The organism is Cryobacterium flavum (assembly GCF_900103805.1).
Classification (GTDB): domain Bacteria; phylum Actinomycetota; class Actinomycetes; order Actinomycetales; family Microbacteriaceae; genus Cryobacterium; species Cryobacterium flavum.
This window is the reverse complement of the sequence record NZ_FNIB01000008.1, coordinates 203,530-229,602: the sequence shown is the minus strand read 5'-3', so window position 1 is coordinate 229,602 and position 26,073 is coordinate 203,530. Positions and strand designations below refer to the sequence as shown.

The following is a 26,073-nucleotide window of genomic DNA, read 5'->3' as shown; positions in this document are numbered from 1 at the left end:
ATGTCCCTGCGTCAGTGGCCGTGGGCGCTCTTCCAGCACGCCATGCTGGTGCAACTCATTGCATACATCGTGCGGCCGACTGCCGCCTATCGGGCACTGGAACTGGGCGTACCACTAACCTGGCTCGGGCTCGTCGCCTCCAGCTTCGCGGTCCTGCCGCTCTTCATTGCAGTGTTCGTAGGACGTATCGCCGACGTTCGGGGCGAGCGGCTCGTCTTGATCCTGGGCGCAATGCTCTTCGCAATCGCGGCCGCCGGTCTCGTGTTCTGGACGCCCACTCTGACCTTGCTGCTGGCCTGGAATGTTCTGCTGGGGCTCGGTCATCTGCTCTCAGTGGTCGGTCAGCAGAGCCGCGTGGCAAAATCCGACGACAAACGCTTAGATGCTGCCTTCGGCTACTACACCGTGGCGGGAACGATAGGGCAGGCCGCGGGCCCAGGCGTCATCGCAATCGTCGGCGGGAGCAGCATCTTGCCGCCGACATCAACGCTGTTCCTGATCGCGTTCATCGCCGCCGTGCTTCTGCTCGTGCCTACGGGCTTCCTGGCTCGGCGGGAACCAAACGGAACTCTTGCGGCACCGGCGCCTTCGGGATCGTTGCGAGCAGCCCTGCGAGCGCCAAAGGCCACGAGACGACGCATGATCGGAGCGATGTTGGTGAGCATGATGGTCTTAGCAGCAGTGGACCTGCTCTCCGTGTATCTCCCGGCGCTGGGCGTCGAGCGCCAGATCCCGGCAAGCGTCATAGGCATTCTCCTGATGGTGAGGGCCATAGCCACCATCGTGTCGCGGTTCTTTCTCGGGCCACTCGCCGCACGGTTCGGCCGGGACAGGCTGATCGTCGGATCAACGGCGGTGTCTGCCGTGGCCGTCACGATGCTCACCCTGCCCCTCAACGTATGGTTTCTCGGCGCAGCGCTCGTTCTCGCTGGAGTCTCCCTCGGCATCGGACAGCCCTTGACCATGTCGGTGATAGCTCTCACCGCGCCACCCGGCACACGGGGCACATGGTTGGCGCTGCGACTGAGCGCCAACCGGTTCGGACAATCCGCCGTACCCGCGGTTGTCGGTCTGGTCGCAGCTTCCTGGGGCGTGCCCGGGGTATTTGCGGCGACGGCCGCAGGGCTCGCCGTCGTCGCCGTAACCAGCGGGCGCATGAACCGTCGCCCGAAATGATGACGCCGCCGCATTCGACCCCGTCAGGAGAATCACCATGACAGCACCACGTAAACGCGCCCTAATCACCGGTGCCGCACGCAATATCGGCCGAGCCACTGCCCTCGCTCTGGCCAGGCAAGGTTTCGACATCGTGGTGCACACACGCCGAGACGAAGAAGGCGCGCTAGAAGTCGCGAGACAGATTGAGCGACTTGGGGTGCACGCCGAAGTTGTCCTTGCCGACTTGGCCGACGCGGATGCAGTGCAGCGGGTGATTGGCGAGATCGGGAGAGTCGACGTCCTGGTCAACAATGCGGCGATTCGCCCGCGACGGCCATTTCTGGAGGTAGTTCCGGCTGAGTGGCGAGAAGTCTTCGCAGTGAACGTCGAGGCACCGGTCGCCTTGTGCCAGGCCTTCATTCCCGGAATGCAGGCCGCCGGCTGGGGACGCATCGTCAGCATGACCGGTGTACGATCCCAAGTGGGTGCGGCCGGTCGTGCGAGCTCCTCAGCCGCTAAGCATGCCCTGGTCGGCTTGACTCGTTCGCTCGCTCAGGAATTCGGTCGGGACGGCATTACGGTGAATGCCGTCTGTCCGGGAACCATTATCACGGACCGCGACGAGCCCGACTCGGCGCGAATGATCGAGCGAGCCGGAGTGGGCGTGCTTGGGCGTTTCGGCCAACCCGACGACATCGCTGCCGTGGTGGGCTTTCTGGTCTCCGAAGCCGGTGGTTACGTCACCGGTCAGACCTGGGGCGCCAATGGTGGCGAGTTGATGAGCTAGTTTGGGGGCTGGGTCAAGCGATCATTCACCGTGTTGGACCACATGGGCAATTCGATCGTACGCTTGGGCGACGTGCCGCCGCATGGCGGCCTCAGCATCCATCGCATTCCCGGAGCGGATGGCATCCAGGATGGCCTGATGCTCGCTGTGCACGGTCTCAGCGCTCCCCACCGCAGACCCGGACCGAAAGCGGACGAGGTGTAGCTGGGTGTGGACTTCCATACCCCGATCGAATATTTTTGGGTTGCTGGCCGCCTGGAGCACCAATAGATGAAAGTCGGTGCTCCAAGGCGGTGAGATGCCGTTGGTGCCGCGATGGGCAACCGTGCCAGCGTCGAGCGCCGCCTGCATTTCCCTGAGCTGAGCTTCAGATGCCCGCTCCGCGGCCAGTCCGGCGGCCATGACGTCGAGCGCCTGACGGAATTCCATGAGTTGACGAATCTCGGTCAGGTCGAAGCCGGCGACGAATGCGCCTCGTCCAGGATGAATGACCACCAAGCCTTCATCGGCGAGCTTTCGCAGTCCCTCACGAATGGGACTGCGACTAATGCCCAATTGTTTGGATAGTTCTACCTCACTGAGACGCTCACCAGGGGCGTAGTTTCCGGCAAGAATCGCTCTACGAACGATGCGTGCCGTCTGCTCGGAGTAGGGGACCGGCTGCTCGACTACGTCGTCCGGAATCGAATGATTGATTGTCACGCTTTTGCCTCGCTGAGATTTCATCTGAAGTGTCAAATCGCCCCGTGGTCAGAAGCGCCAGTAGCTCAGTGGACAGTATGCCTGACGTAGCCGAATCGTGCGTCTTCGAAATAAACATTGACATCCTGTCGACAGGTGACAGACTACAGACGACACAAGGAGGTGTTGCATGGGGGGATTCCACAGTTCCGATCGTGAACACAAGCTCGGCACGACAGCCACACTGGCCGCATGGGTCGCTGGCTCGGAGTTAGGCAGTATTCCGCGCGGCGTCACTGAACACACTCGGCTTCTCATTCTCGATGCGCTCGGATGCGGGCTGTTAGGCGCACGCGAGGAATGGTCTCGCATCACAGCAGGATTCGCCGGGGCTGCGGGTGGTCGGGGTGAAGCCACTATCTGGGGTACGCGGCAGCGAGTCGCCGGCGCACTGGCGCCGTTCGCCAATGGAACAGCGGTTCACGCGCTCGAATACGACGACCTACACCCCGCCGCCGTCGTTCATGCTGGCGCACAGGTGATTCCAGTTGCGTTCGCTATCGCCGAGATGCGGGCCTTCCAATCAGCTCATTCCACGCCCGAGACGCGCGACGTGAGCATTCCCGCCGAGCCGGTGACAGCGGAAGAGCTTCTCCACGCTATTGTTATCGGGTTCGAGATTGCAGCACGGATTGGTCTGGCCACCGGCGCTGGTCAACTGGCGCGGGGATTCCATCCCAGTCCGAACACTGCGACCTTTGCCGCCGCAGCGACTGCGTCCCGGCTGCTGCATCTGGATGCCGGTAAGACGGCCCACGCACTCGGAATTGCAGGGTCGTTTGGTGGGTATCTCATGGCTGCGCAGTTCGGCGCCATGGTAAAGCGCGTTCACGCCGGTCATTCCGGGCAGTCCGGGGTGACTTCCGCCTTGCTCGCGGCTCGCGGACTCACTGGAACGGCATCAGTCCTTGAGGCCCCGTATGGCGGGTTTGCGGCCACCTATTCTGACACGCTGGCCCCAGGCCTCGCGGAAGTGTGTTGTGGATTGGGCGAACATTGGGAGACCGAAAATTTTTCCATCAAGTATTATCCGTGCTGCGGCTCAAATCACACCAGTATCGATGCATGGTGGGCCGTCCAGACGCGCGAGGGGCTGACTTCCGAGGACATTGAAGATGTCGAGGTCAGGTGTTCGACGCTGACTCTGGAGCATGTCGGCTGGGCGTACATTCCGGGAAGCGTAACGACGGCCCAGATGAATCTGTCGTACTGCCTCGCTGTGGCCATGACCGATGGTGAATTAGCCCTCGACCAGTTCGATCCTTCCAGACTGGCCGACCCGCACATTCTCGATATCGTCGATCGAATTCGCGTTCGCGCGGATTCGAGCATTGATTCTCTCGGGAGTGACCGACGTCATCTGATCCGCCTCACAGTTCGAACGAAGGATGGGCAGACCTATGAGGAGAGTTGCGAGTTTCCTCGAGGCAGTGCCGGAAATCCGTTGACCCGCGATGACGTGTTGAAAAAATTTCGAACTCTCGCAGGATCGGTGCTCTCGGCACCGCAGGTTTCGCAGATTGAGCGCCAGATTCTGTTTCTTGGCTCTCCGTCCGGTGGTGACGGATTCGACATTGGCGCGCTCTCCGACCTTCTCGTGCCGGAAACGGCGCTCACCTAAACAACCGACCTGAATCCACAGCGACCAACTAACGGAAGGCACAGTGCAATGAAGCGCAGCGCACGATTTACCCTGGCAGCCGCTACAGCGGCCATCGTAGCTATAACAGGAGTCAGTTGTTCGAGTAACGCGGGCAGCGGGGGTACTGATGGTGCTGTCGAATACCCGAGTGGGGCAATTGAATTCGCCACGGCGGGCGATCCCGGCGGGGGGCTTGACCTCTTCGCCCGCCAGATCCAACAGACGCTTAGCGCTGAAAGCCTCACAGATGCCCAGATCGACATCACTAATATCGGTGGCGGTGGTGGAAACCCCACCATGGCGCTTGGGCGTCAGCGCGCGGGCACAGCCGAAACGCTCTTAGGAAACTCTAATCGAGTCTATTTGAATCCGATTATGGGAACCACAGACCTCACAATGGGCAAGGATTTTGTCCCGATCGCCCAACTTATGACCGAGTACGTAGTTCTCGCCGTACGAGAGGATTCTCCGTTCACTTCGGGTAGCCAGGTGATGGAAGCGCTTCGGGAAGATACCCGCGCACTGACCCTCGGCGTTGGAACGGTACCCAGTGATGACCAGCTTCATCTCCTAAGAGCCGCTGAAGCGGCGGGAGTCGCGGCCGAGGACCTCAACATCGTGGCCTTCAGCAGCGGTGGCGATCTCCTCACACAACTGTTGGGGGGACAGGTGGATGCCATTTCAACCGGGTTCTCCGAGGCACTACCACAGTACGAAGCGGGTGAGATCAGAATCCTGGCAATCTCCGCTCCGGAGCGCTTGGATGGACCGGCATCGGGTATTCCTACCTGGATCGAACAGGACGTCGATGTGGTCGTCGAGCACTGGCGCGGAGTATTCGGTCCCGCCGACATGCCAGCCACGGCCGTGAAGTATTGGGAAGATACCTTTGAAAAAATGGTCGCGACCGATGCGTGGGCAGACGTGCTCGAAAGAAATCAGTGGGCACCCCTATTTAGGACGGGCGACGACTTCGGAGCGATAATCGAGGAAGAGGCCGAAACCGGTGAGCGGTTGCTGCGAAGCGTCGGGTTGATCGAGTAATGGGCAGGCAGGCCGTGCTCAGAAAAATCAATACGGGGGATTTCTGGGCCGGCCTAGGGATCGCGATCCTTGGAACAGTCGGGTGGATCGGATCCCTTCAGATTTTCGAGCCACGGGGAATCTCCGGCTTTCTGGGCCCCCGCACTTTTCCCATCGCAGTTTCGATGGCCATGCTGGTGCTCGGGCTGACCGTGCTGGTCCGCGGAATCGTCAAACCACGTGCGCCTGAGGAGAGTGTGGGCTCCGTGAGGGAGCTGGGTGTGTTGTGCAGCGCTATCGTCGTCTACTTGGTGATCTTTCCTCTCCTGGGCTTCGTGACATCAACTTTTCTCCTTCTTTCCGGCTTGTTCAGCTATCTGGGAGAGCGGCGCTACTGGCTATCGGCCATCGTCGCCGCAGTTCTGTCGGTGTTGACATTCCTGTGCTTCAGCAGCGGCCTCAACGTCGCGCTTCCGACCGGGCCATTCGGCTTCTAAGAAACGGATAAGCCTTCATATGGATACGTTCACTTTATTGCTTGCGGGCTTCGCCTCAGCCCTCACCCTGAGCAACGTTTTGGCCGCACTAGTCGGCTGCATGCTTGGGACAGTCGTGGGAATCCTTCCCGGGCTCGGCCCATCCACAACGGTTGCCCTGTTGATCCCAGTCGCGTTCTCTCTGCAACCAGAGTCCGCGCTCATCATGATGCTTGGCGTCTATCTCGGCGCCATGTATGGAGGTTCACTGACCTCCATTCTCATGAAAGTCCCTGGTGAGGCGTCATCGGTCATGACGGCCATCGACGGGTTCGAAATGGCCAAGAAGGGCCGCGCTGGACCGGCGCTGGCCGTTGCCGCGATCGGTTCCTTCATCGGGGGCACGCTTTCGGTGATCGGGCTCATGCTCTTCGCTCCGTTGATCGCCCGATACGCGCTGGCCATCGGTCCGGCCGAGTACTTCTCCCTGATGGTCGCGGCGCTTCTGTTCACGTCTGTACTGATGGGCGCCGACATGATCAAAGGACTGGTCTCGATTGCGATTGGCCTCCTTATCGCGGTCGTGGGCTCGGACTTGCAAACCGGCGTGCCTCGCCTGACGTTTGGCCAGTCGACGTTCCTAGAAGGTATTGATATCATCATCGTGCTCATGGGCATCTTCGGTGTGGGGGAAGTACTTTGGTACCTGACACACCGAAACGAGAACCAGCGTGGCGGCGAGCGGATCGGTCTGAAAGGTAAACTCTGGCTCACTCGCGACGACTGGAAGCGGTCCTGGCCCGCCATTATTCGGTCGTCTATCATCGGATTCTTTGCCGGTGTTTTGCCGGGAGCAGGGAGCTCGCTGGCTGGCGTGCTCGGCTACACGGTTGAGAAGCGCAGGGCCAAGCATCCCGAACGGTTCGGCCAAGGTGCCATCGAAGGCGTTGCAGCACCGGAGACCGCCAACAACGCGGCGACCGGTGGTGCCATGATCCCGATGCTCACGCTAGGTATACCTGGCAGTGGAACAACGGCGGTCCTGCTCGTAGTCTTCACGATCTACGGGATCCAGCCGGGTCCGCGACTGATGACGGACAACGCCGAACTTGTCTGGGCACTTATCGCAAGCCTGTACATCAGCAACATTCTGCTGCTGCTGCTTAACCTTCCACTGATTCCCCTCTTCGTGAAAATCCTCGACGTTCCGGTGCGTTTCCTCATGCCGACGATCCTTGTCATTGCGGCCGTAGGCGCCTATTCGATGAAGAACAGTTTCGCGGACGTCGTGCTCCTCTTCATCTTCGGCGGTATCGGATTCCTCATGCGGCGCCTGGGAATTCCTCTGGTACCGCTCATTCTCGCCGCCATCTTGGCGCCGAAGATGGAGCAATCTCTGCGGCAGGCGACTCTGCTGTCAGACGGAGACTGGAGCACTTTCCTCACCCGCCCGATCAGTGCAGTCTTCCTAGCGGCCGGGCTGATCTTCGTTCTCGCGGATGTCATCTCCAAGAACCGTCGTCGTCGCTCGCTCATCCCCGCAACAGCGGAGGACGATTGACAACTCGGCTCGTGGCCTCATGAGAAGCCCCTTCGTTAGAATCCTGCTCATCACCTTGTTGTTGCAGACGGTCATTTACGCCATGCGTCCGATGGTGTCTTACAAGGCCATCTCGATCGGGGCCAACAACGCTGAATTGGGCCTCATCGCGTCGTCCTTCGCAGTGTTGTCCCTACTCGTGGCGGTATCGATTGGACGATGGGTCGATCGCTGGGGAGAACCGCGATTTGTGATCGCAGGAGCGGTGATAATTCTTAGCGTCGCCGTGGGGTTGATCTGGATTGACAGTATCTGGGCGCTCGCGGCGAGTCAAGCGATTCTAGGCCTCGGCCATATTTTGAGCGTTGTCGCAACGCAGGCCCTGGTCGCCAACCGCGGTGATCCGAAAAAGCGAAATGGGCGATTTGGCATGTTTACTGTCATCGTTTCGCTCGGGCAACTAGTTGGACCAGCGGGCGGGGGACTGTTGGCCGGAACGAGCGCATCCGACCCAAGCGAGAACACCCTAGGATTCGGAGTTGAGCAGGTGTTCCTTGGCGCGACCATCGCTTCTCTGCTCGCTACGATCATTGCTTTGTCCCTAATACAGCCAGCAAGGGGCACGCGGGGAAGGGAGAAGCGCGTGGCGCCCGCGACGGACGCCTCGCCACAGTTGCATCTCAAATACTGGGAATCGGTGGGGCGCGTGATGAAGACACCCAACATGCCGCAGGCCATGTTGGTGAGTTTGTCCGTGCTTACGGCCATCGATATTCTGGCGGCGTACCTCCCGGCGTACGGTCAGGCCAATGGGCTCTCCGTCGAAACCGTGGGTCTTCTGCTCGCCGCCAGAGCTGCCGCGTCGATGGGTTCGCGATTATTGATGCTGCCGCTGTTGAAGTTCGCCGGGTTGCGCTGGACTCTTGCCTTGAGTGCGGTCCTTCCAGCGCTCGCGCTGGCGGTTTTCCCCTTCGTTGGGTCCCTGCCCGTTCTCTACGTGCTTCTCGCCCTGGCCGGATTTGGGCTGGGCCTCGGGCAACCCGTCACGCTGGCGTGGGTGGCGGGGCAGGCGCCGAGGGCCATTCGAGGTACGGCACTCGGTGTGCGCATCACCGGGAACAGGCTCGGTCAGACTGTATTGCCCGCGGCCATCGGCTTGATCGCGGGTGCATCCAGCATCTCGGCCATTTTCCTGGCGCTCGCCGGACTCCTCGGAGCGAGCACGCTGGCTGTGCTCAGGGCCGATTTTTCCAAGGATCTGTCGTCCGACCAGGACTGATTACACGCCGGGCCCTGCAGGAGGAACTGGGCGAGGCCTCATTCGGCAGGACAACGCGGGCGAATGCGGTCCAAGCGGAGGATAGTGAATTTGCACTTTCTTCACTGGGGCTGCGTGACCATAAACGCACCATAAACCCCAAAAACTGACCAGATTCAGGCCGTATCTCGCCGTACAGCGCGTACACTAAACCCCATGAGAACCGCGGAATTCCGCGGAAGTCTGCCCCATATGAAGGTGCACACCACCACCTTGACGCCTATCATTTGTTCTTGGTTCGAGTCCAGGTACCCCAGCTGTAAAACCCTCGGTCAAGCGGGGGTTTTTTGCTGACATAACCACTTTATGCGCGGGTTTATGGTCATATTTTCTGCACTGTCTCCTAGACATTTGAAGTCTTTCGATCCCTCATATAGTATGAATATACTGGGTATCTGCTTAGGTGAAGTGGGTAACGGCCCGATGGAAAGTTGACAGCGGCGGAAGTTAGAGCGCTTCGGGGGCTGGCGTGTAATCGATGGCGGCAAGTAGAGCCGTCGTCCCCATGAAAGAGGTCATCCAGTTTGTCTTTTGCGTTAACGCGACGATTCGTGCTTCTGGGTAGGGAAGCAATGCTTGCTTGAGGCTCTCCGCAGCGCGTCGGAGATCGTGTCCGGGAATTGTAACGCTGACGATGGCCTGCGTGCGGATAAGGGACATGCTCTGAGCGTACCTGTTGGAGTCAGGGGACTAAGCCGCCAGTGGGCGCTGGATCCGGCGTCGGCCTGACGTCACAGGCTGCCGAATCGTCTCGTGGAATTACGAGGCTTTTGATCGGGTGCGGCCCGGTAATAACGGCCTGTTGCATGAGGCGGTAGAACAACAGACCTCGGCTTTTCGATGTCCGCCGGTTGAAGCGGAAGGTGAACTCGTCGAGGTAGAACCCGAACTGCTCTCGGGACGCTCCGTAGTGCATCGTGCCGATCATCCATCGCTTCAAAAGTGAAGCCACCCGGTGCACCGCCGGAAGGTCGATGTGGGCCGGGACGGTCGAGCCGAGCTGGGTGAAATACTGGTGCTCAAAGCCCAGCGCGGACAGGCGCCTGAGTTCCCGGGCGCCGTCGGTTTTGATCATCGCGCCGGGTACGACGACGCGTTGGGTGAAATTGACGAGGGTGAGCCGACCTTCGGGTGTTGGCTCCAGCCTGATGCGACCAATCCGGTTCTTCCCTAAGCTCTCTGCAGCCACGATGACCGGAACCTTGTCGCTTGAGCGCCCCACATTGCCGCGGGAGATGCCCCCGACGAAGGTCTCGTCGACCTCGACGGTGCCGGTGAGCAGATCCCGCTCCGGGACGACCATCGCGCGCCGCAACTTGTGCATCCAGACCCACGCGGTCTCGTAGGATTTCAACCCCAGGACACGTTGCAGGCCGAGGGCAGACACCCCGTTTTTCTGCGCGGTGACAAACCAGATGGCGGCGAACCAGGTCCGCATCGGAGTGCGTGTCCGGTCGAAGATAGTCCCAGCCGTTACCGAGGTGCGCCGCGAACAGGCCGTGCACATCCATAGGCCGTCCGTTGTCCGCCACGAGGTCGTTGCGGCGCATCGCGGGCACACGAATCCGTTCGGCCACCGCAACCGTGCGAGGTAATCGAGGCATTTCTCATCCGTGGAAAACCAGTCCTGAAACTCGAGGAACGTGGACGGATAATCCACACCCGACAGCGGCCTGACGCTCGGTGAAATCGGCATGAAACCAAGGCTACTTCACCCAAGCAGATACCCAATATGAATATTCTATTTTGCGATTGCGGTCGAGATGGACGGGGTCGTGGAGCGATGACGCCCTAAACAGTTGTTGTGATCATCATCGTCGGCGGCGACTATAGGCAGCAGTATGCTCGCGTCTCTACGGTGGCCAACGTCTGTCCGGCGAAGCAGTCGGTGGCTCGGTTCTGCATGTGGGGACCGACACGGTTTGACCTTTCCTGCCAGTGTGGGTGTCGTTCATGCGCCGGCCGTGTCGGGAAACGATCAAGAGGGTTGGGCAATGCGCCGGTCTCGTCTTGTCGTCGGCGCTCGGATATCAGACGTCGGCGAGGGGCCACCGCTCACCTGCGTGGTTGATGGGCGGTAGGCGGTCGGCGGTCCGCTGTCGATGGGCGCTCAAGGTCAGGGCTGGGCTCGACGCGGAGTGCGGTGGCGGCGATGGCGCAGAGAGGATCTCCCTTTTGGTGTTAGTCGATCACGGCGGGGGCGATGGTTCGGGATTGTCGCTGACACAACGAACCGGATCGAGGTCGCGAACGGCACTTGGGAGGTGGGGCCCCCTGCCTGAAGGACTGTTCGCTCTCGATCGTCCGGAGGACGCAGGCGGACCTTACGCAGCCAAACGGTTCGGCATAGCGATCTTGGATTCATTGAGCACAGATAGTTGCTGTGACTCCCGGAATCAAGATTTAAGCATGTCGATGACGGTTCTTGACACTCTTCCAAGGTCATGCGACACTCAATTAGGACGAATGCCAGATCAAGACATGAATAAATATGCACACTTGCAAGGTTTGTTTCAAAGGAGAAACGTATGCACAGCATCAATTTTCGACGGAATGTTACCTTGGCGTCGGCAGCCGCGTTGTCTGTCGCCTTGCTCTTCACCGGCTGCAGTCCAACTGTCGCCCCAACAGGCGCCTCAGGGAACGACGGCGACAATGGTCAAACGATTGGGATCGCAGTAGCGGACCAAAAATCACTGTTCTACGTCGCAGCCGTTGACGGAATGGAGCAGGCTGCAGACGAAGCCGGATATAAACTCGTCACGCTCTCCGCCAATAACAATTCCGGTCAGCAAGTCAACCAAGTTCAGGATCTGATCACCCAGCAGGTCGACGTCATCATTTTCATCGCCCAAGACGCAACGTCAGCAGCAGCCGGCGTCAAGCTGGCCAATGACGCCGGTGTTCCGATCATTGCCGTCGACCAAAAGCCCGAGTCCGGCAAAGGCAAACTTGCCACATACATCGCGACGGACAGTGTCGCCGCCGCCGAGAAGCTGTGCACCTGGATGTTTGACCAGTTCGGTGGCGCCGGCGACATAGCAATCCTCCAAGGCCCGCTCGGCTCCACCGCGGAATTGCAGCGCAGCGAAGGCTGCGCAAACGCACTAGCGAACTATCCCGACGTCAATGTCGTCGCTCAGGAATCAGCAGGTTGGGACGAAACTAAAGCCTTCACCGCCGCCCAGAATATCTTGACTGCAAATCCTAACTTGAAGGCAATTTTCGGCGAAAGCGACGCCATGGCGCTGGGCGCAGCTAAGGCTGCAAAGCAGGAAGGCCGCACGGGCCTTTTCTTTGTAGGGATCGACGGATTCCCGACGATGTTCACGGCCGTCGCCGACGGACTCACCCAGGCCACGATGGCGCAGCAGCCGTACCTCATGGGTCAACTATCGGTGCAGGACGCGGTGAAGATTGCCGAGGGAAACGGCGATGACATTCCTGAACTCCAATATCAGGACACGGTGCTCGTCACCGGTGAGAACGTCGCTGACAACGATCCCGCGAAGTTCTACGGTCCCGACTTCAAATAATCGAACAGCTGCCGGTGGGAGACGTGGAAACCGCGGTAGACCGTCTCCCACCGGTTCTATTCCGATCGTGATGAATGGATGACAGTGGTACAGACACTTGCACAAACAACTTACGACGGCCAGGCAGACGGAGATTCTGCGGGTCTCATTTGCACGGGGCTTTCCAAGAGCTACTGGGGAATTCCCGTACTCAAAGGCGTTGATATTACGCTCCGGCCCGGAAGCGTCGTTGGACTCATCGGCGAGAACGGGGCCGGAAAGTCGACAACGTCGTCGATTATCGCGGGCATAGTTGAAGCCAACGGCGGCTCGATGACCATCGACGGCGTTCCTTACGAACCAGCTCGGCCGTCAGACGCATTGAAAAATGGCGTCGCGCTTATTCATCAAGAGATTCGAATGGTTCCGGAGCTGTCGGTCGCAGAGAATATCTTTATCGGGCGGCTGCCTCGTCGCCGAGGCCTGATCGATCGCAATCGCATCAATGACGAGGCGAGGGAATACCTCGAGCTCGTCGGTTCACAGACTGACCCGCGCCGTCCGGTTGCAGGACTTTCCATCGCGGCGCAGCAGGAAATCGAGATCGCACGCGCCCTCTCCCGCGAACCGAAATACATCATTTTTGATGAGCCCTCTGCTTCACTCGGTCAGTCCGAAACTCAACACGTTTTCGCTCAAATCGCAGCGTTGAGACAACGTGGCGTGGGAATCGTGTACATCTCCCACCGCCTCGAAGAGATCAAAGAAGTCGCGGACACGATTGTGTGCCTCAGGGATGGCGCGTTGGTGGGAAATTGGCCAGCAAATGGGATTACGAAAGACGAAATGGTCAAGGCAATGGTCGGCCGCGATTTTGTCTTCTCCCACCGGGCGCCAAAGCCCGCTACCGACGAGATCGCACTCTCGGTCACGGGATTGAGCAAGGCCGGAGTATTTGAGGGCATCGACTTCGATGTTCGTCGCGGAGAAATATTTGGCTTCGCTGGTCTCGTGGGAGCTGGTCGAACCGAGGTCGTGCGAACCATCGCCGGTGCAGATCAAGCCGACGCCGGAAAGATCAGCGTGCGCGGCAAGGTCGTTTATATCAAAAACCCACGGTCTGGCATTGACGCTGGGATCGCGATGGTTCCCGAGGACCGAAAGGGTCAAGGACTCAACCTTGACCGTACCGGCGCCGAAAACATCACCCTTCCGTGGGAGAAAGGCCTGAGCTCAGCCGGAATTATCACCAAGAAGAAGGTGACGGCGACCGCGAACAAACTGCGAGACTTCCTGGACATCCGTGGACGACTCGACATTCCCGTGGGTTCTCTTTCGGGCGGAAATCAGCAGAAGGTGCTGCTGGCGAAGTGGCTGGTGAACGAGCCCAAGGTTCTCATCCTCGACGAGCCCACCAGGGGCGTCGACGTCGGAGCGAAGATGACGATCTACGAGACCATCAGAGCACTCGCCGAAACCGGCGTCGGCGTCATCGTCGTCTCATCAGAACTCGAAGAAGTACTCGGCCTGTCTCACCGTGTGCTCGTGATGTCCGGTGGCCGCCAGCGTGCGATTCTCGACCGCGCGGAAGCGACACCGGAAGCAGTCATGGCCCTTGCGCTTAGCAACGTCCCAAGAGAAGCCCCACTCGAGTCGCCAATCGACGGCGAAGAAGAGTTCCGAACGCCGATCAGAATGCAGGAGAACTGAACCATGGCCATAGTCGACCGCAACGTCACGCCCCCTCGGCCAGACTCTACGCCCGCGCACAGCGAGATCGCACCGCGGTCGGCTGCGTCCGGCAACACGAGTCGAGTCCGACAGATAATGAGTCAGATTCCTGGTCCCCTGATCGGCCTGATCGTGATCGTCGTTGCCCTTTCATTCCTGTCCCCGTACTTCCTGACCCCTCGCAATTTGCTCAATATTCTTAGCCAAGTCTCAGCTGTCGGCGTCATGTCGGTCGGAGCGCTACTGATCATCCTTCTCGGAGGCATCGACCTGTCGGTTGGCTCCGTGCTGGCGCTCAGCTCCATGTCCATGGCCGCGATGTACAAAATGGCCGGGTGGCCTTTCGAGGTCGCTCTGGTCGCGGGCCTTCTCGTGGGGGCCCTTGTCGGCCTCATTAACGGCATCCTTACCGCTTACGGCAAACTGCAACCGTTCATTGCCACGCTGGCGACTATGTCGGCAGCGGCGGGTCTCGCGTTGTTCATTACAAATGGCAACCCAATAACGGGGTTCCCTGACTGGTTCGTTGCGATCACAGCGACGAGCCTTCTCGGCATTCCTATTGAGGGCGTTATTCTCGTCGCGATATTCGCCATTGCGGCATTCTGGCTCAAGTTCAGGCCGTCGGGCCGTGCGCTCTATGCGATCGGCGGAAACGAGGAAGTAGCCCGCCTGTCCGGACTTCCCGTACGCCGCGCCAAAATTTTGGTATATACCATCGCCGGAATACTAGCCGCAGTAGCCGGTCTCCTCGTCACATCACGATTGGACTCCGCTCAGCCCACCGCCGGCGCTGCTGACCTTCTAAACGTGATTGCCGTAGTGGTCATCGGCGGTGCCAGTCTCGCTGGCGGCTCGGGCAGCCTCCTTGGCACGTTCGTCGGACTCCTCATCATCGGCGTCCTGAATAACGGAATGTCGCTGCTGAATGTCTCCGCAAACCTCCAGCCCGTGGTTATTGGCGCCGTTATCGCCGCCGCGGTACTCACTGACCGAAAGTCGAGCAGGAGACACACATGAGTGCATTCGCCACAATCACCGATCCCACCGACCTTGACGCGATCCGCGCGGTCATCGCCTCAACACCCGACGCGGTCGAACTGGTGCCACTCGGCATCCGCTCCCTGGTGATTTCGCCCGAAGCAAGCTTCGGCTTGGTCCCAGCGGTGAAAGGCTTGGTAGCCGACGGATCGACGGAGGTGCCCCGAGTAGTCGTTCTCGTCGACGAGACGACCATCCTGCGCGACGGCCGCGACCTGAAACAGCAACTGTGCGAACTCCTTGCCGAGGCGTTCGCGGTGCAGATTGTCGTTCTCGGCCACGCGGGACAGCTGCACGCCGACGAAGACGCACTCGAAACTGCGACGGCTGCCATTGAAGGATATGACTGCGCCGTTGCGATCGGTAGCGGCACGATTTCCGACATTGGAAAGGTCGCCACCGACCGCCAAGGTGGAATTCCGCTCGTGATCGTGCAGACCGCAGCATCCGTCGACGGCTTTACCGACAACGTCTCGGTAGTCTTGCGCAACGGGGTAAAGCGCACTATCCCCTCCCGGTGGCCCGACGTAGTGCTCGCCGACACGAAGACGATCGCAGACGCTCCCGTTGCCATGAACACTGCCGGTTTCGGTGAGGTGCTCTCGCTGTACACCGCTCCTGCCGACTGGGAACTCGCCAACCGCCTGGGCTTCGACACCAGTTTTCGGCTGACCCCGCGGGATTTCCTGCTCGAGTTCGCTGGTGACCCCGCCACGTGGGCAGACGGTCTCGCCGAGGGTGCGCCCGGAGCAGTGCTTGACCTCACCCGAATGCTCGCCATCCGCGGAATGGGCACAGGGATTGCGGGTACCACGGCGTGCCTCTCCGGTGTTGAGCACGTCGTTTCGCACATGCTCGACATGTATGCCGCCGCCCACAACCTGCCGACAGGCCTCCATGGAGCTCAGGTTGGCGTTGCGACTCAGATTGCGTCCGCAGCGTGGGATCTATTGCGCCGCCGGGTCGCCGCGGGTGAGTTCACCCTCCGTTTCCCGTCAGCGAACGACCTCGAACAGCAGGTGAAGCGAGCGTTCGATGTGTGCGACGAGACCGGCGGTCGCGGTGAGGAATGCTGGTCCGATTATGCCCGCAAGATCAAGGCGTGGAACGCCGACCCCGAGCGTATGAAGGGCCTCGTCGCCAACGCGATCTCCGATGGTGTCGCTATCGCTGCCGCCGTCCCCACGCCCGCGTCATTATCGGCCGGTCTGCTCGCCGCGGGCTCACCCACCACCCCGGGCGACCTTGTCGACTGGGTCACCCCGGAAATCTGGCGGTGGGCTGTCGCGAACTGTCTGTTCATGCGCGACCGGTTCACGGTCATCGACCTGCTCTTCCTTCTTGGTTGGTGGACGCCGGCCGATGTGGACGTGGTGATCGAGCAGGCCTTTCAAGCAGAGAGTGAGCCGACGTCATGAGAGATGATCGCGTGGTCATTGCGGTGGACTGCTCAACCACCGGCGCCAAAGCGAGTGTCTGGAACGCGGATGGCACCGAGGTTGCCAGTGGGCGGGCCGAGCTTGATTTGAATATCCCCGCGCCGGGGCGCGGCGAACAAGATCCGCGCCAATGGTGGACAGCTATGCAAAGCGCGGTGCGCAGTGCCGTCGAAGGCCTCGACGTCAGCCGTGTGGTTTCCCTGACCGTAACGCACCAGCGCGAGAGTTTCGTGTGCCTCGACGACGACGGCGAAGCTGTGCGACCGGCGATGCTCTGGCTCGATTCCAGGGCCGGTGAGCAGGTGGACCAGTTTGGTTCGGCCGATGTGCACGACCGCACCGGGAAGCCGCCGAACACGACCGTTTCGTACTACAAACTGCTCTGGTTGGCCGAGCATGAACCCGAGGTTTTGCGCCGTACGGCGCACGTCGTCGAGGTGCATGGCTATCTAGTGCACCGCATGACTGGCCGCTGGGCAACCTCAACGGCAAGCATGGACCCCACCGGCCTCATCGATATTCGAACCGGCGACTATGACGCAGCTGTCCTGACGAACCTCGGTCTCGACCACTCGCAATTGTCGGCCCTGTATGCTCCCGGAGACGTTATCGGTGGCCTCACGATCGATGCCGCCGAGCTTCTTGGCCTGCTCCCTGGCACGCTCATCGTCGCGGGAGCCGGTGACGGACAGTGCGCCGGGCTCGGGGCGGGGGTCGCGGAACCGGGGCGGGCGTACCTCAATATCGGCACGGGCCTGATCTCGGGCACCTACTCCTCTAAGTACCAGCCCGACAGGGCGTATCGAGCGATGATGGGTACGATTCCGGGCAGCTTCGCGTACGAAACCTTCGTGGGGGCGGGCACGTACATGATCTCCTGGTTCATCGATACGTTCACTCACGCCTCGGAGAAGTTTCGCGGCGGGGTCGAGGCCACCCTCGAGGTCGAAGCCTCGGTGGTGCCTCGGGGCAGTGACGGCCTTTATGTTGTTCCCTACTGGAACGGCGCTCTCACGCCGTACTGGGACCATGAGGCCCGCGGCATCATGGTGGGTCTTCAGGGCGTGCACCATCGCGCCCATATCTATCGCGCCGTGCTTGAGGGCGTTGCTTTCGAATTGCGGCTGAGTCAGGACCAGGTCGAGCAGGCAACGGGGGACACCGTGGAAGAATTTGTAGCCATGGGTGGAGGGTCGCAATGCCCGCTGTGGTGCCAGATCATCGCGGATGTTCTGCGCCGGCCCATTGTATTGTCGCGCCAAAGGGAAACAACCTGCCTAGGCGCGGGCATGCTCGCGGCCTTCGGGGCGGGACTTTTTCCCAGCATTGGCCACGCGTCCGAGGCCATGAGTGCCACCGAGGTCCGATATGAACCCGACCCGAAAGCTGCCGATGACTACGAAGTGCTGTATCGCCGCTACGCGGCGATCTACCCCGCGTTCCGCTCCTTTTTCCACGACCGAATCGAAGTGATCGCGTGAGTGAAACGACCGTTACCAGCACGGGCCTGCCCTCGGCGCCGACCGGGAAGGCCACACCACGGGCGCTGCCCGAACGGGTCTACGACGCCTACCTGTTCGACTTGGACGGCACCATTTATCTCGGTGAGGAACTTCTTCCAGGAGCGCTCCAGCTCCTTGCGCACCTCCGCGAGACGAAACGTCGGGTGGTGTTTCTCTCAAACAACCCAACTCTCGACCGGGCAATGTACGTCTCTAAGCTCACGAAACTCGGCATCCAGGTTGCACCCGAGGAAGTTGTCAATTCAGTGGTGAGCATGGTCGCTTGGCTTAGTCGCGAACACCCCGGTAAAACGGTCTATCCGATCGCTGAACAACCGCTCATTACGGCACTGCGGGATGCGGGCATCCCTACGTCGTCGAACCCCGACGAGATAGAGATCGTCTTGGCGAGCTATGACCGAGGTTTCGACTATTCCAAGCTCCAAATAGCATTTGACGCTTTGTGGAAGCGGGATGCGATTCTGGTGGCGACCAACCTTGATCGCTATTGTCCGTTTCCGGGCGGCCGCGGTGAGCCTGACGCGGCGGCGATTGTCGCTGCGATCGAGGCGTGCACCGGTGTGCCCTGCGTCGCTAACGCAGGGAAGCCTAGCGTGATCATGCTTGAAACGGTGATGGCAAGCCTTGGGCTGCGGCCAGAGCAATGCCTCATGACGGGCGATCGCCTGTACACGGACGTGAAAATGGCCGTGGATGCCCGGATGGATTCCGCGCTTGTTCTCACCGGAGACGCCGACCTCGACTCGGTGGCGCGCACCGCTGCAGCGGACCAGCCCACCTACATTCTCGACCGAGTGGACCACGTCATTCCGGTGGCGATACGGCATGAACTTGGTTGGTCGGATGTCCCATCCGTGTCGCTTGCAGTGGGACACAGAAATGCGTAGCATAGAGTTTCACAACGCGAATGAATATTCACTCGCGAACGCAGACGAAGACGTCGAAAGAAAGGCGGTTCCCAATGGCCGAACTGACACGCGATACCCTGCGTGAGATGCAGCTGCGAATGTTGAGAATCCGAGCGTTCGATGAACGCGCGTCCAAGATGGTGAAACGAGGCCACATTCCCGGCACGGTTCACACCAGCATTGGGCAAGAAGCGCAGGTCGTCGGCGCCACTATGGCCCTTGGCGCGGGTGATTACATGAGTGGAAACCACCGCAGCCACGGACACCCCATCGGAAAAGGCTCACCGCTCGGCCCGCTCATGGCTGAGCTTGTCGGCAAGGCGACGGGCGTCTGCAAAGGTAAGGGCGGTTCCCTGCACCTCGCTGACTTCGCGGTCGGGAGCCTCGGCGAGTCCGGCATCGTGGGGTCCTCCATCCCGATCGCCAATGGAGCAGCCCTCTCGTCGAAGGTGCTGAACAACGGCAAAGTAGCGCTCGCCTTCTTCGGCGATGGAGCCGCCAATCAGGGTGTCCTCTACGAGTCGATGAACATGGCCGGCGTCTGGGACCTCCCGATGATCTTTCTGTGCGAAAACAACCAGTACGCGTTGAGCACCCCGGCTCACACCGTGACATCGGGCATCATTTCCGAGCGTGCCGCTGGATTCGGGATGCCCGGAATCAGAGTTGAAGAAGGACAAGACGTTCTGGCTGTCTACGACGCGGTCTCCGAAGCGGTGGCACGGGCGCGCGCCGGGGACGGCCCCACACTGGTGGAGGTCATGACCTACCGGTACAACGAACACTCCGAAGGGCTGAGACTCGGCACGGACTACCGGAACGCCGATGAGCGCGAGGCCTGGCTGAAAAAAGATCCGATCATGCTCTTTCGCCACTATCTGGCGTCGCAGGGATTCTCTGACGATGAGCTCGATGGCCTCGAAGCCACTGCGCTCGCCGAGGTTGATGCGGCTGTCGCATTCTCGGACGCGAGTCCTTACCCCGATCTTTCGGTCGCCTTCGACGACCTCTACACCGACAAGGAGTCCGCAGCATGACTGTGATGAGCTATTTGGGTGCCATCGGCGCAGCCCAGCGCGAGGCCATGGACGCCGACGAGCGTGTCATTATCATCGGCGAAGACGTCGAAGCCAATGTTTATGGCACTACCGGTGGCGGCAAATCCCGCAGTGACAAGGGTGATTTTCTTCAGCGGTACGGCAAGAACCGCATTCGCAACACCCCGATCTCCGAGGAGGGCATAGTCGGCGCGGCCGCTGGTGCTGCGATGACCGGGCTACGCCCGATAGTCGACCTCTCCTACTCGAGCTTCCTCTACATGGCCATGGACCAGTTCGTGAACCAAGTGGCGAAAAACCGGTACATGTTCGGCGGCCAGGCCTCGATGCCCGTGGTCTTCCGCTCCGCCATGTTCTATGGACTGAACACCGGCGCGCACCACTCGGACCGTCCGTATCCGATGTTCATGAACGTCCCCGGCCTGAAGATCATTGCCCCCGCCACGCCCGCAGACGCAAAAGGGCTGCTCCGCTCCGCGGTCGATTCCGACGACCCGATCCTCAGCTTCGAGGCCTGCCTCCTGTGGAGCTCGAAAGAGGATGTAGACGAGAACGAGTTTTGGGTTCCGCTTGGCGTCGCACGCACGGCGCGAGTAGGAACGGATGTCACCGTCGTCGCTATCTCGAGCTCCGTGCCGGAGGCAGTGGCTGCAGCGGAAGAACTCGCAAAGGAAGGAGTGTCCGTTGAGGTCATTGATCCACGAACGCTCGTTCCACTCGACCGTGATGCCATTTTGCGGTCGGTGGCAAAGACAGGTCGCCTGGTCGTAGCCGAGCCGGCGCACCGTACCTGCGGTGCAGCGGCAGAGATCAGTGCGCTCGTCGCGGAAGAAATCTTTGATTCGCTTAAAGCCCCGATCGTTCGTGTTACGGCACCGGACATGCAAATTCCCTTTAGCCCCTCGCTCGAAAAGCAGATGTACCCGACAAAGGCCACCATTGCGGCCGCCATCCGGCGCGTCGTCGATCTGCCGGCGCTTCAGCCGGTCGCAGCCGCAGTTTAATAACGAAAGAGGAATCAAATGGCGCGTATAGATGTGTTGCTTCCCCAGTGGGGAATGGGAATGAGTGAAGGGGCAATCGTCGAGTGGCTCAAGAAGGTGGGCGACCACGTCGATGAAGACGAACCGTTGGCGGAGGTTGAGGCGGAGAAGGTTGAGGAAACCCTCGAGTCACCTGCCACGGGAACCCTGGTTGAGATCTTGGTCGAGGAGGGTGCCTCAGTGGAGGTCCGCACCATTCTTGCCGTGATCGAAACCGACTAAACGCGAGCCTCAACGAAAACAACGAAGCAGGAGGAGCCATGAGCTCATCTTTAGTGAACGCCGGCGATACCCGCGCACCGTATGACCTCGTCGTCGTAGGGGCCGGTATCAATGGACTCGGCATAGCGCGCGATGCGGCTGCGCGAGGCTTGCGAACCATTGTCATCGACCAGGAAGACATATGCAGCGGTGTGTCCGCGTGGTCGGGGCGACTCATTCACGGTGGTCTTCGATACCTGGAGCATAAGGACTTCGCCCTGGTTCGTGAATCCCTGAAGGAGCGCGAGCGTCTCTTCAAGCTCGCTCCGCACCTCGTGAAGCCTGTGCCGCTTCTCATGCCTTTCTACGCCCGCAACAAGCGGCCGTCGTGGTTGATCCGTCTCGGCATGATCGCTTACGACGCCCTCTCGTGGGACAAGAAGCAACCCAATCACAGTATTCTGACGAAGGGCGCGGTGCTGTCCCGCTTCACCGGGATGGAGCCTGCCGGACTCACAGGTTCCGCGGTATTTATCGACGGGCAGGTTGAATACGCTGAGCGCCTCTGTGTTGAACTCGCGGTAGCAGCAAAGAGTGACGGGGCCGACATCGTCACCCACTCCCGCGTCGATGGGCTGTTGAAGTCCGATGCTCGAGTGACCGGCGTTGAGTACACCGATTCCATCACGGGAGAACGTCATTCCGTGCGCGGACGCGTGGTCATGAACGCTGCAGGCCCGTGGGTCGACCGCCTGCTGGCCGACTTTGGGGGAGTCAATTCACCCCGATTCATCGGCGGCTCGAAGGGCAGCCATATTGTCGTAGCCCCGTTCCCGGGGGCGCCTCGCGACGTCGTGTACTACGAGTCGCAGGCGGATGGCCGTCTGGTCCTCGTCATACCGTGGATGGATAGATACCTCATCGGCTGCACCGACAACCTCTACAACGAGGAACCGGACTCTGCTCGCGCAGAACAGTCGGAGATTGACTACCTTCTCAACGAGGTCAACACCCTCGTGCCGGGCGCGAAACTCACCACCGACGATGTTCTTTACACGTATAGCGGAGTGCGACCACTTCCCTACGCGCCTGGTGTGCCCGAATGGAAGATTCCGCGGAGTCACATCATCCACGACCACGCTAAAGACGGCGTCGAAGGCCTCTTCTCCGTCATCGGCGGAAAGCTCACGACGTTCCGACAGCTCTCTGAGGACGCCGTTGACTTAGCGCTTCGCAGCCTCGGTGCTAAGAAGATCAAAACAATTACGCTGACGAGTCCCCTTCCTGGTGCTCGAGTAGCAAACTATGAGGCCTTCTCGAAGGCGTTCATTGCGAACGGCGCTGTGCCGCCACTAGTGGCGAAGCGCCTCCTCGCTCTGTACGGAGTGCGGGCAGCGAACATCGTGGCTCTGGTGAGTGACGATGCCAGTCTCGCTGAAATCGTCGACAAAAAGTCGGGGGCTCTGGCCGCTGAAGTGGTTTTCGCCATCCATGAAGAATTCGCCCGAACTCTCACAGACGTTATGGCACGACGTCTTCTGCTGGCGTTTGAACCCGATCACGGCATCCAGAGCGTCGAGCGGATCGCGGAGATCATGGCGGCGATCAACGGCTGGGATGAAAACCGTATCCAGGAAGAGATCGACGGCTACGTTGAGTGGCTCGGCCACCTAGCCGTCCCCGGCCGACCCACAGCGCAAATTCCGGGTCGCGCGACATCCGGTGAACGGCAAAGTGGGTTGACCGTCGGTGATGTCGGCCTCCAGGGCGGCCGGGCAGACCTATGACGGGCCGCTATGTCCTCGCGCTCGATGAAGGGTCGAGCAGCGCGAGGGCGGTACTCGTTGATACAGACGGGCGGATCGTCGCGGAGGCATCAAATTCGCTCACGCCCCTTTTCCCCAACCACGGCTGGGTCGAGCTTGACCCGGCCCAGCTGTGGACTGCGATGCGGGCAGCGATCGACGAGGTTATGGATCGGTCGGGGCTGACGGCGCGCGATATTGCAACGGTCGGGGTGACCACTCACCGGGAAACCTGTTTGATCTGGAATCGATCCACCTCCATCCCCGTGCACAATGCGATCATGTGGTCTTCACATCAGACCGATGAGATCGTGCAGCGCTGGTCCGACATGGGGCTCGACGCCGAAATCCGCACGCTCACCGGGCTTAGGAACGACTCGTTTTTTTCCGCCCCTAAACTGGCCTGGTTCATCGAGAATATCCCGGGACTCAAAGCGCTTGCAGGCACGGGCGACTACGCTGCCGGAACAGTCGACACCTGGCTTGTCTGGAACCTCACCGGCGGGCGTGAGCACGTCACCGATGCGACATCGGCGTCGCGCACGGCATTGCTCAACATTAATGAACTTGTGTGGGACGACCGACTTTGCGACGTGTACGGAATCCCGCAGGAGCTACTCCCCGAGGTGCGATCTTCCAATTCGCACTTCGGATACCTTGACCCCAGCATTCTGCCCGGCGGCATCGGCCATCACATACCCATCCAAGCAATCATCGCTGATCAGCAGGCTGGACTTTTTGGGCAGGGATGTTTCGACGAGGGCTCAGTCAAGAACACGTTTGGAACCGCTGGCGTGCTCGTCGCCAACGTCGGGAGCAGCCCACTCCTTCTCCCCGGAATGACTACCAGCGTGGCGATGAACATTCCCGAGCTCACCAGCTACGAAGTCGAAGGGGTGGTATTCCACAGCGGGCAGACGCTTCATTGGCTGCGTGACAAGATGCGGGCTGTTGGATCCGTAGCGGAGATGGAGCGCATCGCAGAACGGGTCACAGACACCCAGGGCGTCTACTTTGTTCCCGCGTTCGCCGGCCTCTGCGACCCTTACTGGGACAAGGACGTCCGAGCCTCAATTTTTGGATTGACTCTTGACACGGGCATCGACCAGATTGTTCGCGCGGCGCTCGAAGCCATGGCGTACCAGACGCGCGACAACCTTGATGCCTTGCGTGCCGGCGGTATGAGCGTGACGTCGCTGAAGGTAGACGGAAAAGCGGTTTGCAACAACTTTCTGTGCCAGTTCCAAGCCGACATCCTTGGCATGCCGGTCGTTCGGCCGGAGGGCCTCGAACGCACCGCTCTCGGAGTCGCCTATATTGCCGGAGCAGAGGTGGGTCTGTGGAACGCACAAGATCTCGTGCGCGACACGTGGCGCGTGGAGCGCGTGTTCGAGCCCCGCATGAGCAGCGACCGACGCGACCAGCTCTACGGCGGTTGGCAGTCCGCCGTGCGATCCGCGCGCATGATGCCGCCGGCACCGCCTTACCCAACCAACGGGACGGTCCCAGATTCCGTCCCGGTACTGGCCGCACACTGACGTGCTGGTCTAACAACTGAACCAATCGAGAGGATCATGATGACCACGAAGACAGCCGAAAACTATGTTGCCCGCGCCCGAGCAGGTGGCTATGCAGTAGGTGGTTTCAATATGCACAACCCTGAGACCACGCAAGCGCTGATCGAAGCGTCAATTCGCGCTCAATCCCCAGTGTTCCTGCAAGTTGGGCGGGCGATTGTTCCTCACATGGGTCTTGAGGCTGCGTACCGCATGACCCGTCGTGAACTCGACGGTACAGGCGCGGATGCGGTCATCCACCTCGATCACGGTACGTACGACGAGGTCTTCGAAGCCCTGCGTCTTGGATTTGACTCGATCATGTTTGACGGCTCGCACTTGCCGTTCGAAGAGAACTTGAAAACTACGCGCTACGTCGTTCAGGTTGCACATTCATTCGGCGTTCCAGTAGAAGCGGAACTGGGCAGCATTCCCGATGCATCCAACGGAATCGACTGGTCAGCGCACTACACCAACGTCGACGAAGCCGAAAGATTCGTCGCGGAAACCGGTGTCGATTTCCTAGCGATTTCGGCAGGTGTGATGCACGGCATCACCTCTGGTGACCCACTGCCCCTGGACATCGAACGAATCCAGCGCATTCGGGATGTCACGGGCGTTCCCCTCGTTCTGCATGGAGCATCGGGAGTACCGGAGTCGGATATCAGCGCCGCGATCGCGGCTGGCGTGCACAAGCTGAACGCCGATACTGATCTCCGCCATGCCTTTCGCCGCGGTATCGAAGAGACCTGGGCGCAGGGTGACCGCCAGCTCGAAGACGCCATGTCCGAAGGAAAGCGCCAGATGATCGAAGCGACGATCGCAAAGATGCGCGAGTACGGGTGTGCCGGTGCCTCGACAACCGCCGTTCTGACCGAAGCGCGGGCGTGATGACGCAACCACTAGATCTCGACGAGGGCCAGCGTACCGAGCTGAAGGGCATGCGTCGCACCGCGGCGCGGCGCATGGTCACGGCGTGGGAAGCGCCCGTCTTCCACCTCACGGTCGAGGTTGATATGACGGAGGCGTCGCGTGCCAAGATCGTCGTGCCGGGGGCGACCGTGACCGATGTGCTTGTTCGTGCGACCGCGCACGCTCTGATCTTTGTTCCGGCGGTGAACGTGCACGTGGACGGCGAGGCGGTCGTATCTTTCCCCCGAGCCCACGTGGGTATAGCTGTCGCCACGGACAAGGGTCTGACAGTACCGATTATTCACAACGCCGATCAGTTGAATCTTGAAGAGATCGCTCAGCGCCGGCGCGACATCGTCGGCCGTGCACGTTCCGGCGGGCTGGGGCGCGACGACATCACGGGAGGGACGTTCACGATTTCGAATCTTGGCATGCTCGGGGTGACCCGCTTCGATGCCATCGTCAACGCGCCCCAGGCTGCCATCCTGGCCGTCGGCGCCACCATCCGCCGTCATGTTTGGACTGAGGATGGCGGAAGTTGGCGTCCCATCGCCGAACTGACCCTCACCTCGGATCACCGCGCCCTGGATGGAGCGGTTGCGGCCGAGTTTCTCGGAGCATTGAAGACGAAACTGGAAGCGCCGCTGTAACAACGT

At 60.4% G+C, this 26,073-nt stretch carries 23 protein-coding genes; 20 read left to right on the top strand and 3 right to left on the bottom strand.

The window, feature by feature from the left end; all coding sequences use genetic code 11:
- Both BLS91_RS13615 and BLS91_RS13610 read left to right on the top strand, forming a co-directional pair.
- A complete protein-coding gene (locus BLS91_RS13615; RefSeq protein WP_092341296.1) occupies positions 1-1,176 on the top strand; it encodes an MFS transporter in 1,176 nt (391 codons plus the stop codon).
- Between the two features lie 37 nt (positions 1,177-1,213).
- Positions 1,214-1,945 carry an SDR family NAD(P)-dependent oxidoreductase gene (locus tag BLS91_RS13610; RefSeq protein ID WP_092341295.1) on the top strand — a complete coding sequence of 244 codons (732 nt, stop codon included), beginning with the start codon at positions 1,214-1,216 and terminating at the stop codon, positions 1,943-1,945.
- A gap of 21 nt (positions 1,946-1,966) precedes the next feature.
- Here BLS91_RS13610 and BLS91_RS13605 read toward each other — a convergent pair whose 3' ends face one another.
- Entirely contained in the window at positions 1,967-2,647 is a 681-nt protein-coding gene (locus tag BLS91_RS13605) for a GntR family transcriptional regulator (protein WP_159433861.1), read from the bottom strand.
- 169 nt (positions 2,648-2,816) lie between these two features.
- Here BLS91_RS13605 and BLS91_RS13600 point away from each other — a divergent pair, with 169 nt between their 5' ends.
- Genes BLS91_RS13600 through BLS91_RS13580 form a run of 5 tightly spaced genes read left to right on the top strand, consistent with a single transcriptional unit; the run spans position 2,817 to position 8,646 of the window.
- A complete protein-coding gene (locus BLS91_RS13600) occupies positions 2,817-4,307 on the top strand; it encodes an MmgE/PrpD family protein (RefSeq protein WP_092341293.1) in 1,491 nt (496 codons plus the stop codon).
- Positions 4,308-4,355: 48 nt separating this feature from the next.
- A complete protein-coding gene (locus tag BLS91_RS13595) occupies positions 4,356-5,372 on the top strand; it encodes a Bug family tripartite tricarboxylate transporter substrate binding protein (RefSeq protein ID WP_092341292.1) in 1,017 nt (338 codons plus the stop codon).
- Positions 5,372-5,848, top strand: coding sequence for a tripartite tricarboxylate transporter TctB family protein (locus BLS91_RS13590; protein WP_092341291.1), 477 nt, complete (start codon positions 5,372-5,374; stop codon positions 5,846-5,848). Before BLS91_RS13595 ends, BLS91_RS13590 begins: the two co-directional genes overlap by 1 nt.
- A gap of 19 nt (positions 5,849-5,867) precedes the next feature.
- On the top strand, positions 5,868-7,388 hold the full coding sequence (locus tag BLS91_RS13585) for a tripartite tricarboxylate transporter permease (protein ID WP_092341290.1): 1,521 nt from the start codon (positions 5,868-5,870) through the stop codon (positions 7,386-7,388).
- Between the two features lie 19 nt (positions 7,389-7,407).
- On the top strand, positions 7,408-8,646 hold the full coding sequence (locus BLS91_RS13580; RefSeq protein WP_159433860.1) for an MFS transporter: 1,239 nt from the start codon (positions 7,408-7,410) through the stop codon (positions 8,644-8,646).
- A 486-nt stretch (positions 8,647-9,132) separates the two neighbouring features.
- Here the strand turns inward: BLS91_RS13580 and BLS91_RS19635 are convergent, their stop codons facing one another.
- Positions 9,133-9,345: a hypothetical protein gene (locus tag BLS91_RS19635; RefSeq protein ID WP_134505132.1), complete on the bottom strand. Its 213-nt coding sequence runs from the start codon at positions 9,343-9,345 to the stop codon at positions 9,133-9,135.
- Positions 9,346-9,367: 22 nt separating this feature from the next.
- A complete protein-coding gene (locus tag BLS91_RS13575; RefSeq protein WP_233197166.1) occupies positions 9,368-10,381 on the bottom strand; it encodes an IS1595 family transposase in 1,014 nt (337 codons plus the stop codon).
- Between the two features lie 832 nt (positions 10,382-11,213).
- On the opposite strand from BLS91_RS13575, the gene BLS91_RS13570 reads away from it, so the two are divergent.
- The 13 genes from BLS91_RS13570 (at position 11,214) to BLS91_RS13510 (ending at position 26,067) form a co-directional block, all read left to right on the top strand.
- A complete protein-coding gene (locus tag BLS91_RS13570) occupies positions 11,214-12,221 on the top strand; it encodes a substrate-binding domain-containing protein (RefSeq protein ID WP_092341288.1) in 1,008 nt (335 codons plus the stop codon).
- Positions 12,222-12,299: 78 nt separating this feature from the next.
- A complete protein-coding gene (locus BLS91_RS13565; protein WP_092341287.1) occupies positions 12,300-13,910 on the top strand; it encodes a sugar ABC transporter ATP-binding protein in 1,611 nt (536 codons plus the stop codon).
- 153 nt (positions 13,911-14,063) lie between these two features.
- On the top strand, positions 14,064-14,951 hold the full coding sequence (locus BLS91_RS13560; RefSeq protein ID WP_233197165.1) for an ABC transporter permease: 888 nt from the start codon (positions 14,064-14,066) through the stop codon (positions 14,949-14,951).
- Positions 14,948-16,390 (top strand): iron-containing alcohol dehydrogenase, encoded by a 1,443-nt coding sequence (locus BLS91_RS13555; protein WP_092341285.1) that lies wholly within the window; start codon positions 14,948-14,950, stop codon positions 16,388-16,390. The genes BLS91_RS13560 and BLS91_RS13555 overlap by 4 nt, the downstream gene beginning before the upstream one ends.
- Positions 16,387-17,892 carry a xylulokinase gene (locus BLS91_RS13550; RefSeq protein WP_092341284.1) on the top strand — a complete coding sequence of 502 codons (1,506 nt, stop codon included), beginning with the start codon at positions 16,387-16,389 and terminating at the stop codon, positions 17,890-17,892. The genes BLS91_RS13555 and BLS91_RS13550 overlap by 4 nt, the downstream gene beginning before the upstream one ends.
- Positions 17,889-18,821: an HAD-IIA family hydrolase gene (locus BLS91_RS13545; RefSeq protein WP_233197164.1), complete on the top strand. Its 933-nt coding sequence runs from the start codon at positions 17,889-17,891 to the stop codon at positions 18,819-18,821. Before BLS91_RS13550 ends, BLS91_RS13545 begins: the two co-directional genes overlap by 4 nt.
- 74 nt (positions 18,822-18,895) lie before the next feature.
- Positions 18,896-19,879, top strand: coding sequence for a thiamine pyrophosphate-dependent dehydrogenase E1 component subunit alpha (locus tag BLS91_RS13540; RefSeq protein WP_198412702.1), 984 nt, complete (start codon positions 18,896-18,898; stop codon positions 19,877-19,879).
- Positions 19,876-20,904 (top strand): alpha-ketoacid dehydrogenase subunit beta, encoded by a 1,029-nt coding sequence (locus tag BLS91_RS13535; protein ID WP_092341283.1) that lies wholly within the window; start codon positions 19,876-19,878, stop codon positions 20,902-20,904. Before BLS91_RS13540 ends, BLS91_RS13535 begins: the two co-directional genes overlap by 4 nt.
- A gap of 18 nt (positions 20,905-20,922) precedes the next feature.
- Positions 20,923-21,165: a biotin/lipoyl-containing protein gene (locus BLS91_RS13530; RefSeq protein ID WP_092341282.1), complete on the top strand. Its 243-nt coding sequence runs from the start codon at positions 20,923-20,925 to the stop codon at positions 21,163-21,165.
- 38 nt (positions 21,166-21,203) lie between these two features.
- Positions 21,204-22,931, top strand: coding sequence for a glycerol-3-phosphate dehydrogenase (gene glpD, locus BLS91_RS13525; RefSeq protein ID WP_092341281.1), 1,728 nt, complete (start codon positions 21,204-21,206; stop codon positions 22,929-22,931).
- Positions 22,928-24,487 (top strand): FGGY family carbohydrate kinase, encoded by a 1,560-nt coding sequence (locus tag BLS91_RS13520; RefSeq protein WP_092341280.1) that lies wholly within the window; start codon positions 22,928-22,930, stop codon positions 24,485-24,487. The genes glpD and BLS91_RS13520 overlap by 4 nt, the downstream gene beginning before the upstream one ends.
- Positions 24,488-24,523: 36 nt before the next feature.
- Positions 24,524-25,396, top strand: a complete 873-nt coding sequence (locus BLS91_RS13515) for a class II fructose-bisphosphate aldolase (RefSeq protein WP_199181836.1) — start codon at positions 24,524-24,526, stop codon at positions 25,394-25,396.
- The gene (locus BLS91_RS13510; RefSeq protein WP_092341279.1) at positions 25,396-26,067 is read left to right on the top strand and encodes a 2-oxo acid dehydrogenase subunit E2; all 672 of its coding nucleotides are present in this window, start codon (positions 25,396-25,398) and stop codon (positions 26,065-26,067) included. The genes BLS91_RS13515 and BLS91_RS13510 overlap by 1 nt, the downstream gene beginning before the upstream one ends.
- Positions 26,068-26,073 lie beyond the last annotated feature (6 nt).

Excerpts from the sequence above, each read along its gene's own strand:
- BLS91_RS13615 (WP_092341296.1), top strand. The coding sequence starts at position 1 with ATGTCCCTGCGTCAGTGGCCGTGGGCGCTCTTCCAGCACGCCATGCTG.
- BLS91_RS13610 (WP_092341295.1), top strand. The coding sequence starts at position 1,214 with ATGACAGCACCACGTAAACGCGCCCTAATCACCGGTGCCGCACGCAAT.
- BLS91_RS13600 (WP_092341293.1), top strand. The coding sequence starts at position 2,817 with ATGGGGGGATTCCACAGTTCCGATCGTGAACACAAGCTCGGCACGACA.
- BLS91_RS13595 (WP_092341292.1), top strand. The coding sequence starts at position 4,356 with ATGAAGCGCAGCGCACGATTTACCCTGGCAGCCGCTACAGCGGCCATC.
- BLS91_RS13590 (WP_092341291.1), top strand. The coding sequence starts at position 5,372 with ATGGGCAGGCAGGCCGTGCTCAGAAAAATCAATACGGGGGATTTCTGG.
- BLS91_RS13585 (WP_092341290.1), top strand. The coding sequence starts at position 5,868 with ATGGATACGTTCACTTTATTGCTTGCGGGCTTCGCCTCAGCCCTCACC.
- BLS91_RS13580 (WP_159433860.1), top strand. The coding sequence starts at position 7,408 with ATGAGAAGCCCCTTCGTTAGAATCCTGCTCATCACCTTGTTGTTGCAG.
- BLS91_RS19635 (WP_134505132.1), bottom strand. The coding sequence starts at position 9,345 with ATGTCCCTTATCCGCACGCAGGCCATCGTCAGCGTTACAATTCCCGGA.
- BLS91_RS13575 (WP_233197166.1), bottom strand. The coding sequence starts at position 10,381 with ATGCCGATTTCACCGAGCGTCAGGCCGCTGTCGGGTGTGGATTATCCG.
- BLS91_RS13570 (WP_092341288.1), top strand. The coding sequence starts at position 11,214 with ATGCACAGCATCAATTTTCGACGGAATGTTACCTTGGCGTCGGCAGCC.
- BLS91_RS13565 (WP_092341287.1), top strand. The coding sequence starts at position 12,300 with ATGACAGTGGTACAGACACTTGCACAAACAACTTACGACGGCCAGGCA.
- BLS91_RS13555 (WP_092341285.1), top strand. The coding sequence starts at position 14,948 with ATGAGTGCATTCGCCACAATCACCGATCCCACCGACCTTGACGCGATC.
- BLS91_RS13550 (WP_092341284.1), top strand. The coding sequence starts at position 16,387 with ATGAGAGATGATCGCGTGGTCATTGCGGTGGACTGCTCAACCACCGGC.
- BLS91_RS13540 (WP_198412702.1), top strand. The coding sequence starts at position 18,896 with ATGGCCGAACTGACACGCGATACCCTGCGTGAGATGCAGCTGCGAATG.
- BLS91_RS13535 (WP_092341283.1), top strand. The coding sequence starts at position 19,876 with ATGACTGTGATGAGCTATTTGGGTGCCATCGGCGCAGCCCAGCGCGAG.
- BLS91_RS13530 (WP_092341282.1), top strand. The coding sequence starts at position 20,923 with ATGGCGCGTATAGATGTGTTGCTTCCCCAGTGGGGAATGGGAATGAGT.
- glpD (WP_092341281.1), top strand. The coding sequence starts at position 21,204 with ATGAGCTCATCTTTAGTGAACGCCGGCGATACCCGCGCACCGTATGAC.
- BLS91_RS13520 (WP_092341280.1), top strand. The coding sequence starts at position 22,928 with ATGACGGGCCGCTATGTCCTCGCGCTCGATGAAGGGTCGAGCAGCGCG.
- BLS91_RS13515 (WP_199181836.1), top strand. The coding sequence starts at position 24,524 with ATGATGACCACGAAGACAGCCGAAAACTATGTTGCCCGCGCCCGAGCA.
- BLS91_RS13510 (WP_092341279.1), top strand. The coding sequence starts at position 25,396 with ATGACGCAACCACTAGATCTCGACGAGGGCCAGCGTACCGAGCTGAAG.